Below are 11,869 nucleotides of genomic sequence, written 5' to 3' on the forward strand. Positions count from 1 at the left end.
ACTTTCTGCCAATTTTTATAATTTTTAAAATTTAATTACATTTATAGTTTAATTAAACATAAAAAGCTTTATCAATTTTAATATATCGATAAAGCTTTTTATTTAAAGTTTTATATTATGCAAATTTCTTATTACTAGATTTTATAACCTGTTGAGCGATATTAGCAGAATGATCCGATACTCTTTCTAGATTACTAATTAAATCTAAGAATATAACTCCAGAATCTACACTGCAAGAACTTGCATTTAATCTTCTCATATGATTTGCTCTACAGCTTTTTTCCATCATATCAACTTGTTCTTCCATTTTTATTACTCTACAAGCTAAATCCACATCTGACTTTTCTAAACTTTCAAGAGCTAAACTGTATGTGTCTATAACTTTTTGATATAAGTCTTTAAGTTCAACAGACCCATCTTTAGATAAACTTAAATTATTGTCTATAACAGTAGTTGCAAGCTCTGCTATGTTTTCTGCATGATCCCCAACTCTTTCTATATCATTTACAGTATTAAACAATAAATCTACACTCTCTCTTGAATTGTCATTTAATGAAGTTTTAGATAATTTTAATAAATAATTCAGTATACTTTTTTGTAAAATATTTATTAGCTTTTCATTACTAAAAGATTCATCTACTTTTTCTTTTGATTTATTTAAAAACCCTTCCATTGCATTGTCTAAGCTTTCTTTGGCTTTTTCACCCATTCTTAAAGTCTCTTTTATCGTATTTGATAATGCTATAGATGGAGTTTCCATCATCCTGTCATCTATGTAATGAACAGTTTTTTTGCTATTTATCTCTTCTTCTCTTTCTGGCATAAGCTTCATAGTAAGCTTTACTATATATTTAGAGAAAGGAAGCAGTAATATAACATTTGTTATATTAAATAATGTATGAGCATTTGCAATTTGTCTACTTACATCATCTGGATTTAAATTTTGAACTATCATAGTTATAGGTTTTGTTAAAATTAACATAAATATAATAGTTCCTATTATGTTGAACACTAAGTGCATTAAGGCTGCTCTTCTAGCGTTTATACTAGCCCCTATACTAGATATTAAAGATGTAACGCATGTACCTATATTTTCTCCATATAGTATAGGAAGTGCTGCCGTTAAAGGTATTAATCCTTGAGATGCAAGTGCTAATAACATTCCCATAGAAGCACTAGAACTTTGTACTATTGCTGTTATTCCAAATCCTAATAAAATACCCAGAATTGGTCTATTTCCAAAAGCAACTAATGCATCAGTAAATCCTTGAAATTCTGATAATGGTTTTACTGCATTTTTCATAAAATCCATTCCAGTAAATAATATACCGAAACCTATTAAAATTTCTGCTATTGTTTTTGTTTTTTGATTTTTTGAAAATAAATACATTACTATACCTATACCTAATGCTAAAGGTGCTATTCCAACTAAATCAAGAGATACAAGCTGTGCTGTTATAGTTGTTCCTATATTAGCCCCCATTATAACTCCTATAGCTTGAGGTAATGTCATGATTCCTGCATTAACAAATCCAACTACCATAACCGTAGTTGCACTACTACTTTGTATAATTGCTGTTACTAGAGCTCCTACTAAAACTCCCATTAATACATTACTAGTTAAAAGTCCAATTATTCTTTTTAATTTTTCTCCTGCTGATTTCTGAAGACCATCTGCCATAAGATTCATACCATATAAGAATAGTCCCAGTCCTCCCATCAAGTTTATTGCTATTTCCACTAATAATTTCCTCCTTAAAAATCAAACGTGTTTTTCTGTTTTTTCATTAATTTGATTTTAACAAATATTTTGTCAATTTAAGTTAAGCCAATGTTAAAAAACTCTCTTTTTTGTTAAGTTGTTGTTAATTATTAAATCGAGATTAAGCTTTAGTTAAAAACCAAACTTTTTCGTTAATTTTTTGTTAATTATATTTATATATAAAAATAAGAATATGATCATATACCCTTATTTTTATATGCATTATTTAATTAGTATTATTTATATTAAACGCTTAAGGTTGCAACGATTATAGCTTTTATTGTATGCATTATATTTTCACTTTGATCAAATACAACAGAGTAATTAGATTCAAAAACTTCATCTGTGACTTCCATTTCTTTTATTCCAAAATCTTCATAAATATCTCTTCCGAATTTAGTTTCTAAATTATGAAAAGCAGGTAAACAGTGCATAAATATCACATTCTTACTACAATTATTCATAAGTTCTATACTAACTTTGTAATTTGTTAGCTTTTCTATCTTATCTTTTGAAATATTATTTGATTCTAGTATAGATTTCCATGGAGAAGTGTAAATTACATCTGCACCTTTCGTTCCTTCTTGAATATTTTCAGTTAAATTTATGTTAGATTTATTTTTTTTACTTATATTTTTACATTTATTAACCAATGATTTATCAGGATATAGATCACTTGGCGCACATATAGTAAAATTAATTCCCATCTTTGCGCATACTATCATAAAGGAATTCACTACATTATTTTTTGCATCTCCAACAAATGTAATATTACTTCCTTTTAAATGTCCTAACTTTTCTTCTATAGTTAATAAATCTGCTAAAACTTGAGTGGGATGATGCTGATTTGTCATCGCATTCCATACAGGAATTTCAGCAAATTCATTTAATTTATTTAAATTATTTTGAGTTCCTCCAAAGTAAGCTATCCCATCATATATTTTCCCAAATATTCTAGCAAAATCTTTTATAGATTCCTTTTTATCAACTTGTAGTTCATTGCCACCTATATATGTTACTCCTATTCCCAAATCCTTAGCAGCAACATCGAATGTACATCTTGTCTTAATTGAATCTTTTTCAAATATAAGTGCAATATTTTTAGTATCTAATTTTTTGTGAGATCTATCTAACTTTTTAGCTATTTTATAAAGCTTTGCTAGGTCTAATAGGTATCTTATTTCTTCTTCTGTATAATCTAATAAAGTCAAAAACGATTTCCCCTTTAGATCTATAGTCAATTTAATCCCCCCCTAATAATTATCGTCTATTTATTTTACTATTTTCTTTATTTATATGTGCTATGTTAAACATAAAAATAAAGAAAGAATACACAGAAACCTTGATGTATTCTTTCCTTGTTTTATCTTTATTCAAATTTTTGATTTATTGTATTTGGCTGATCAGGTCCTGCTCCTGCTCTATAGTAAGTAGTTTTATTTCCATACTTATCTATTTCGGTTACTTTTTCTCTATCTGTATTAGTGTTTTCACTTTCCATATATAGCATTTCTTTGAATATGCCTCTTACACTATTTAAAAATGAATTATTTTTCAAAATAAGCACCTCCAGTAAAATATATTGACTTAAATATACATCACTTTTAGTTTTCTCTTATTTTCATTAACAAATACAGTAAAATTTTTACATTTTTAAATTTTATTTCATTACTTTTTTTATTAATTTTAATTTATCTTTATATGGTGGAAATACTAAATTTATATCTATTTTACTACTTCTTTTTACAATTGCTTTTTCATATGTGAAAGTTTTAAAACTATTATATCCATGATATCTTCCAATTCCAGATGTTTTAACTCCTCCAAATGGAAGATTTGTAGATGCAACATGTGTTATTGTATCATTTATGCATCCACCTCCAAAAGTAAAGTTTTTAATTATATAATCACTAAAATATTTATCTTCTGAAAAAACATATAACGCCAGTGGTGTTTGATGTAAGTTTAAGTAAAACCTTATATCGTCAAGTTCACTATATTTTATAATAGGCATTATAGGGCCAAAGATTTCATCTTGCATAACTGCATCATTGTAGTTAACATCTTTTAAAATAGTAGGTGAAATATATCTTGTTTCCATCTCAGTTTCTCCCCCAAATACTATTTTTTCATGATCTTTATCTAGTATATCTTTTAACCTACTCATATGACGGTCATTAACAATTCTTCCAAAATCTTTACTATCTTTTATTTTCTCTCCATAAAAATTCGTTATAGTAATCTTTAACTTTTGTATAAATTCTTCATATATATCTTCATGGACTAATAAATAATCAGGTGCTACACAAGTTTGGCCAGCATTTGCAAATTTCCCCCATGCTATACGTTTTGCTGCCACATCTAGTTTTGCAGTTTTATCTACTATCGTTGGTGATTTACCACCTAATTCTAAAGTTGTAGGAATTAAGTTTTTACTAGCCTTTTCCATAACTATTTTACCTACATTCACGCTTCCTGTAAAAAATATATAATCAAAATTTAGATCTAATAAATTACTATTTACATTATAATCCCCTACCACTATATCAATATAATTTGAATTAAAACACTCCTTAATAATTTTAACTAATATATATTCAACATTAGTAGTGTATTCTGAAGGTTTAATAACAACTGTATTTCCACCAGCTATAGCTCCTATAAGCGGTTCTATAGTTAATTGAAAAGGATAATTATAAGGACCTATTATAAGAACACTTCCATATGCAGAGTTATATACATATGACTTTCCTGGCATTTGCGCTATATCATTTCTTACTCTTTTTACTTTATTCCATTTTTTTATATTTTTTAATGCATGATTTATAGACCTATATATAAATCCAACCTCTGTGGTATAACTTTCAAATTCAGATTTTCCTAGATCTTTATAAAGTGCATCTATAATTTCATTTTCATATTTTTTTATCGTTTGTTTTAAATCTTTTAAAGCTTTAATTCTGTCTTCAACACTAATTGTTCCAACTTCATTTAAATGCCTTCTTTGATTTTCCAATATATCTATATAAGGTTTCAAAATAACTCATCTCCAATTGTATATTTATAACTTTATTATATATTATTTCTCCACCCATTTGAACTCCATCCCAACATAAAAAAGAGATACTTCAAAATAATTTGTTTAGGATAAATATTTGAGTTTTAACGACCTTTAAAGCATCTTCACGCTTTGGGAGTAAAATTTAAATATTTATCTTTCTCACAATATTATTTTAAGTATCTCTTGCTAACTCATCCTACTCTATAGGTTTAAGTTTTGATGTAAAGTGTCTTAAAACTTTGGGTTGCCAAGTTATTTCATAACCTTTTATTTGATCAGCTCTTTCTTTTATAGATATTAATGCATCTACAATAACATCTAGATGAGCTTGAGTATAAACCCTTCTTGGAATCGCTAGTCTTGTAAGCTCTAATTCTGATTGACGTTGTTCACCTGTTACAGGATCATTATCTAACATATATGAACCTATATCACAAGTTCTAATTCCAGCTTCTTTATATAATTCTATTGCAAGTGCTTGTGCAGGGAATTGGTAGTACGGTATATGTGGAAGTAACTTCTTAGCATCTATAAAACACTGCATGACCACCAACTGGCGATTGATAAGCTATTCCTGCCTCATCAAGTCTATTTGCAATGTACTCCATTTGTCCTATACGATATTTTAAATAATCAAAATCAATTCCTTCATAAAGACCAACAGATAAAGCCTCTAAATCACGTCCAGCTAAACCTCCATAAGAAACAAACCCTTCAAATGATATTGTACGAGCTTTTACATTGTTGTATAACTCTTCGTCATCTCTAACTCCTATAAGCCCTCCCATGTTAACTATAGCATCTTTTTTAGAACTCATAGTTAACATGTCTCCATAACTAAACATTTCTTTTACAATTTCTTTTATAGTTTTATCTTCATATCCTTCTTCTCTAGTTTTTATGAAGTATGCATTTTCTGCATATCTTGCAGCATCTATCAATACAGGAATTTTATATTTTTGAGCGACTTTATAAGTCTCTCTCATATTTTCCATTGATACAGGTTGCCCGCCTGCAGTATTGTTAGTTACTGTCATTATTATAACTCCAACGTTTTCTACACCAAACTCATTTATTAATTTTTCCATTCGCTCTATGTCCATATTTCCTTTAAATGGAGCATAGGCTACTGTATCTAAAGCTTCAGGTACTACACAGTCAATAGCTTTAGCCCCAGTTAACTCAACATGTGCTCGAGTTGTATCAAAATGCATATTTGATATAGCGTATTTTCCTTGTTCTACAAATAAAGGAACTAATACTTTTTCTGCAGCCCTACCTTGATGAACTGGTTGTATATATTTATATCCAAATATATCTTTTGCAGCTTCTACTAATTTGAAGTAGCTACTTGCTCCAGAATATGATTCATCTCCTAGCATTACTGCTGCCCATTGCTTTTAACTCATTGCCCCTGTTCCACTATCTGTTAATAAGTCTATGTATACGTCATCTGCTTTTAATGAAAATAGGTTATAATTTGCTTCTTGGATTTTTTCTTCTCTTTGTTCCTTTGTAGTCATTTTGATAGGTTCAACCATTTTAATTTTAAATGGCTCTGCAACATATTTTTTACTCATAATAAAGACCCCCATTTTAGTAGTTTAACTTTATTTATGATGTATTTAAAATGCCTTTGATATGATTTTGATTTTTGTTCCTAATTTTAATATATCAAATTGGAAATCTAGTATCAATATATATTTTTCTTTATTCTAAAACTAAATTTTCAACTTAAATTTTTCTAAATTAACAACCCTATCACAAATTCTTTGAATTAAAGCTTTCTCATGACTTATCACTATAAGCCCTATATTGTTTTTTTTGATATAATCTAAAACTACATTCCAAATTTGTGCTTGAGTTATAGCATCTAACATAGTTGTCATTTCATCAGCAATTAAAAACTTAGTATCTTTAGATAAAGCTCTTATAACACAAAATCTCTGTAGTTCCCCTCCTGAAAGCTCATTTGGGTATCTGTTTAACCACTCATATTTTATTCCTATATAATCTAAAAGTTCTTTAGGTGGATTAAATGATTCTGTTAAAATTTGACTCATTTTCCACTTGGGATTAACGGCTTTTTCTGGATGTTGAAAAATTAATTGCACTGGATTATACTTATTTTTTTTATTTATACCTTCAATTTTTACATTTCCTGTATATGAGTTTTCATATCCAGCTAAAATTTTAGCCAAAGTAGTTTTCCCAAATCCACTTGGCGCAACTAATCCAACTATTTCACCACTGTTAATTTCAAAGTCTACATTTTTCAAAACATATGTATTGCTATTTTTATACTTAAAACTTATATCCTTGGCTTTAAGTTGCATTTAAACACCTCACCATTCCACCCCTAATATACTTAGTATTAGGTCTTTTGTTTTTACAATCATTGGATCTAACTTCACATCGTTCATAAAATAAACATCCTTTAGGAATCTCAGTTGGAAGTGGTTGGAATCCAGGTATTGGTTTAAATTCATTTTGAGGTAAAGCATTATAAAGAGCTTTTGTATAAGGATGTCTAAGTTTTTCATTCCCACTTTTAAAATCTATTACATTAGCAATTTCCAAGGTAGTTCCTGCATAAAATACAGCAATTTTATCAGCTACCTTTAATGCTGCATCAATATCATGTGTTATCATTAAAACAGCACATCCATTGTCTGCAATATCTCTAAAATGTCCTAATGCTTCATTTAATGATTTTTCATCTAAACCAGGAGTAGGTTCATCTGCTATTATTACTTTTGTATCACTTACTAATGCTGTTGATAGTAAAACTTTTCTTGCCATCCCCCCTGATAATTGAAATGGAAACATCTTATCAACATTTTCATTTAATCCATACTTTGAAAAAATATTTCTTTGTATTTCACTTGCTTCTTTTTTATTTTCTAATGATAATTTAACTTGATCAGAAACTTTCATAAGAGGATCTAGGTAATTTATTGATTGTGGTATTAACACAATCTCTTTCCCCCTTAATTTTTCTTTTCTTTTTTTATCTAAAATTTCATTTTTATAAATTATGCTACCTTCAACATTAGAATTTCTAGGAAGTATTCCAAGTATTGCATGAGCTAACAAACTTTTCCCCGATCCACTTGAACCCACAACAGCTAGTATTTCACCTTCATATAAATCTATATCTAAATTTGTTATAACTTTTAAATTTCTTTTTCTCAATCCTTTCGTATATTGAGAAAAGCTAACTTCTAAATTTTTAACACTTAGTACTGGATCTTTCATACAACCTCCTATTTATGTGCTAACTTAGGATTTATAAGTTTACTTATTTGTTTACCTATATTATCAACCATTAACGAAACTAAGACCAAGCTTATCCCTGGGAAAAAAGCTAACCACCATCTACCACTACTTAAATATTTCATAGCTTCTGATAAAATTATTCCAATAGCAGGTTCATGAGGTTGAAGTCCAAATCCTAAAAAAGTTATAGAAGCCTCATGTAATATAGCATGTGGAAATATTAATACTACTCCTACTAGAAGTTGAGGGATTATATGTGGCAATATGTGTTTTGTAGCAATATATACGTTGGATTTACCAAAGTTTTTGGACAGCTTCACATATTCAGAGTTTTTTATTTGCATTACTTCTGCCCTTATTATCCTTGTTAATGATGGCCAGTGTGTAATAGCTACACCTATTATAATTCCTTTTAGTCCTCCACCTAGAGATATAGATATAAGTATTATAACTAAGGCATGTGGCACAGAAAGAAATAAATCTATAATCCATGTAATTATAGAATCAACTGTATTTCCCATAGTAGCACTCATTAGCCCTAAGGTTAATGCTATTAATCCACTTATCATAGACGCCATAATACCTATTTTCATACTTAAACTAAGACCTTTTATAGTTCTATAAAACATATCTCTTCCCATCCAGTCTGTACCAAATAAGTAATTTAAATTTGGAGATATATTTTTCTGAGTTAAATCTATAGCTATTTGATTTTCACTTATAAAGCTACCAAATACAATTATTCCTATTAAAAAACAACTAAAAATTAATATAGATACAATAGTTTTCTCCCTTATTCCTATATTAATCTTACTGTTAGAATGAGTTTTTTCTTTTATATATTGAAGTTGTTCCATTAGTTAGTATTTCCCTCCTTCATTCTAGGATCGATAACTTTATATAAAATATCTGCAATTAAATTTCCAGTAAATACAAATATCAAACTTATTATAACTACACCCATTAAAAGAGGTAAGTCTCCTTTAATTCCTGCGTCAACTGTAGCTTGCCCAAGTCCTGGATATGAAAAGACTTGTTCTGCAAATATAGTTCCTGCAAATAACTCACTAAATGATAAAAACTGAAGAGTTATAGCTGGTAAAGCTACGTTTCTTATAATATGATTAAATATTATACTTTTACTACTTTCTCCTCTTGCCTTTGCAAAAAGTACATAATCACTATTTGAAATTTCAATAACTTTTTCTCTCGTATGTAAACATATATTGGCTACACCTATAACACTTAAAGTCAATGCCGGAAGTATTAAGTGTTTTAATAGACTTTTTAATGTAACTTCACTTGCCAACACTCCAATAGGTACACCTAGTGCAACCGGAAATAATTTTAACTTAACAGAAAATATCATGATAAGTAAAATACCTAACCAGAAGGTAGGAGTTGAAATTAAAATATGACAATACCCCCTTATAATTTTATCAACTATGCTACCTTCTTTTATTCCAGATATAACCCCCATAACAAATCCTAATATGCCAGAAATTGTCCATGCCACAACCATAAGAGCTAAAGATGCCATAAATTTTTCGGTTATAACATCTATTACAGGTCGTCTATATATCATTGATGTTCCAAAATCACCTTTAAGTATTGAGCTAAACCATGATATAAATCTTTCAGCAGGAGGTTTGTTAAGCCCCCAATGATTAGCTATTTCTTCTCTTTGTTCTTGTGTAACACTTAAATCAGCACCTACATAAGCCTTGATAGGATCTATCGGTGACTTTTCCATTAAAACAAAGCTTAATATACACACAGCAATTAAAAGAGTTATGAGTCTTATAATTTTTTTTATTAAAAATATTCCTATATTATTAGGGTTATTCATATGAGTATCTCCTTGAAAAATTTACTTTTTCCATTTCCATTCTGTTATATTATCAAGAATTCTACCTCCATGTGGTTGAACAACTGGAGTTCCTATATCTAGATTTTCATCAGCTATGTATAAATGACCTGCATTTACAAGCCATGCATATGTTAAATCTCCTTTAGTTGAAAACCCGGTTTCTCCATCCCATTGAGCTTTTTTCCAATATTCAATAGCTTCATTTTCATTTTCACTTTGCAAGGCTTTACTTATATAGTCATCAACTTTTTCATTTTTATAGTATCCAGCATTATTCCAAGGAACTCCAACTCCTATAACTTTGCTACTATATAAATAGTTAAGCTCTGATGGATCTCCTGATCCCCATCCAAATAATACAGGTTGAGAGTTTATCTCAGGTTCTATAGTATCCCATGTTTTAGCTTCTAAATCGATTTTTATGCCTAATTGTTTTGCAGTTTCAACTACCGATAAGCCTAATTCTTGTCTGTATTTTCCATCTGTGTAAAGCAATTTAAACTCAGCTTTAGTACCGTCTTTTTCTAAAATGCCATCAGAGTTTGAGTCCTTCCATCCGCCTTCTTTAAGTATGTTCTTAGCTTTTTCTATATCTCCATCACCTTTTAATATTGTTTCCTTATTAAGCCAAGGCATTTTTTCAAGACCAGTTGTTGATACAGCTCCAAATCCATCTAAAACTCCATCTACTAGCTCTTGTCTATTTATAGCATAATTCAAAGCTTCTCTTATTGATTTATCCCTTGTTACATCATTACCAACAGGATGTCCATCTTTATTTTTTTCTCCACTTTTTTGCATAGGGAATTCTATCCCATAAGTTTCTATACTATCTAACTCAATTACCTTTTTTCCATCTACTTTATCTTTCGCAAAAGATCCTGGTATAGAGGCTATATCTACGTCTCCCGATTTTACAGCTGCATAAGCTGCATCATCATCTAAAAACACCATAGTTAATTTTTTTATACTAGGCTTTTCCCCATAATAATTTTCATTAGCTTCTGCTATAACTTGTTGACCTTTATCCCATTGAACAAATTTATATGGACCTGATCCAATTGGATTTTGTGCAAATTTTTCATTATGTGCATGCTTAGGAACTATACCTATCGATGCCATTTTCTCTATAAATGTAGATTGAGGTTCTTTTAATTTAAACTCTATATTATGATCATCCATTACTTTTACACTGTCTAAGATAGTTAAATCTATATTAGATCCACTTTCTTTTGCCTTTTCATATGTATATACAACGTCTTCAGCTGTTAAATTTTCTCCATCGCTAAATTTAACCCCATCTCTTATAGATACATTCCATGTTAACCTATCATCGGAAACCTTATATCCTGTTGCTAAATCATTTTCCATTCCTAAATTTTTATCTCTTTTAAATAGTGTTGAAAAAAATACTCTAGTCATTGATCCATGACCACCAGTTGTAGCATCAAACCCCTCATCTGGTTCATATGCTACTGCAGCAACAAGTTCACTATTCTCTATTCTGGAGCTTGTATTACCTTTAGCGCTCGATTTTTCTCCTTCTTTTGAACTTGTACATCCTGTAATCGTTGCAACAGTAAGCATCATAGTTAATGCTATAGATATCGACCTTTTTAGTTTCATAAATTATCCCCCTTATTTAAGCGTAAAAAAAACCACAAAAGTTACATGTCTTACGACATGATTAACCTTCATGGTTTTAATTTCATTTATATACTATTTTTTTCTACACGTTAATTATATCCATATATTTCTTAATATTCAATAATTTCTCAAAATTTATTTCTATTTAAATACAAGAAAAGAGTTTGCAATATGCAAACTCTTTTCTTATATATATCTATCACTATATAATTTTATACTATGTACATTTATATCTTTTGCTAGCCTAAAA

Annotated in this window: 12 protein-coding genes; all 12 read right to left on the reverse strand. The window is 29.1% G+C overall.

Translation table 11 applies throughout. The annotated features are described in order from the left end of the window. Nucleotides 1-115: 115 nt before the first annotated feature. Nucleotides 116-1,741, reverse strand: a complete 1,626-nt coding sequence (locus VN21_RS09760) for a Na/Pi cotransporter family protein (RefSeq protein ID WP_046823096.1) — start codon at nucleotides 1,739-1,741, stop codon at nucleotides 116-118. 266 nt (nucleotides 1,742-2,007) lie between these two features. Continuing rightward, a complete protein-coding gene (argF, locus tag VN21_RS09765) occupies nucleotides 2,008-3,003 on the reverse strand; it encodes an ornithine carbamoyltransferase (RefSeq protein WP_046823097.1) in 996 nt (331 codons plus the stop codon). 128 nt (nucleotides 3,004-3,131) lie between these two features. After that, on the reverse strand, nucleotides 3,132-3,320 hold the full coding sequence (locus VN21_RS09770; RefSeq protein ID WP_046823098.1) for a hypothetical protein: 189 nt from the start codon (nucleotides 3,318-3,320) through the stop codon (nucleotides 3,132-3,134). A gap of 102 nt (nucleotides 3,321-3,422) precedes the next feature. Beyond that, entirely contained in the window at nucleotides 3,423-4,799 is a 1,377-nt protein-coding gene (locus tag VN21_RS09775) for an aldehyde dehydrogenase (protein ID WP_152650797.1), read from the reverse strand. A 220-nt stretch (nucleotides 4,800-5,019) separates the two neighbouring features. Continuing rightward, complete coding sequence (locus VN21_RS19355) at nucleotides 5,020-5,367, reverse strand: beta-eliminating lyase-related protein (protein ID WP_332840867.1); 348 nt, start codon at nucleotides 5,365-5,367, stop codon at nucleotides 5,020-5,022. Then, nucleotides 5,345-6,205 carry a tryptophanase gene (locus VN21_RS19360; protein WP_334290932.1) on the reverse strand — a complete coding sequence of 287 codons (861 nt, stop codon included), beginning with the start codon at nucleotides 6,203-6,205 and terminating at the stop codon, nucleotides 5,345-5,347. Before VN21_RS19360 ends, VN21_RS19355 begins: the two co-directional genes overlap by 23 nt. Before the next feature lie 18 nt (nucleotides 6,206-6,223). Then, entirely contained in the window at nucleotides 6,224-6,403 is a 180-nt protein-coding gene (locus VN21_RS19365; RefSeq protein WP_332840868.1) for a hypothetical protein, read from the reverse strand. A gap of 141 nt (nucleotides 6,404-6,544) precedes the next feature. Next, nucleotides 6,545-7,159, reverse strand: coding sequence for an ABC transporter ATP-binding protein (locus VN21_RS09785; protein WP_046823100.1), 615 nt, complete (start codon nucleotides 7,157-7,159; stop codon nucleotides 6,545-6,547). Continuing rightward, the gene (locus VN21_RS09790) at nucleotides 7,149-8,081 is read right to left on the reverse strand and encodes an ABC transporter ATP-binding protein (RefSeq protein ID WP_046823101.1); all 933 of its coding nucleotides are present in this window, start codon (nucleotides 8,079-8,081) and stop codon (nucleotides 7,149-7,151) included. Before VN21_RS09790 ends, VN21_RS09785 begins: the two co-directional genes overlap by 11 nt. Nucleotides 8,082-8,089: 8 nt before the next feature. Beyond that, nucleotides 8,090-8,959, reverse strand: coding sequence for an ABC transporter permease (locus VN21_RS09795; RefSeq protein ID WP_046823102.1), 870 nt, complete (start codon nucleotides 8,957-8,959; stop codon nucleotides 8,090-8,092). Next, entirely contained in the window at nucleotides 8,959-9,951 is a 993-nt protein-coding gene (locus VN21_RS09800; RefSeq protein ID WP_046823103.1) for an ABC transporter permease, read from the reverse strand. Before VN21_RS09800 ends, VN21_RS09795 begins: the two co-directional genes overlap by 1 nt. 21 nt (nucleotides 9,952-9,972) lie before the next feature. Next, nucleotides 9,973-11,598, reverse strand: coding sequence for an ABC transporter substrate-binding protein (locus tag VN21_RS09805; protein WP_046823104.1), 1,626 nt, complete (start codon nucleotides 11,596-11,598; stop codon nucleotides 9,973-9,975). Nucleotides 11,599-11,869: the final 271 nt, after the last annotated feature.

The sequence above is a fragment of the Paraclostridium benzoelyticum genome, from assembly GCF_001006285.1.
Classification (GTDB): domain Bacteria; phylum Bacillota; class Clostridia; order Peptostreptococcales; family Peptostreptococcaceae; genus Paraclostridium; species Paraclostridium benzoelyticum.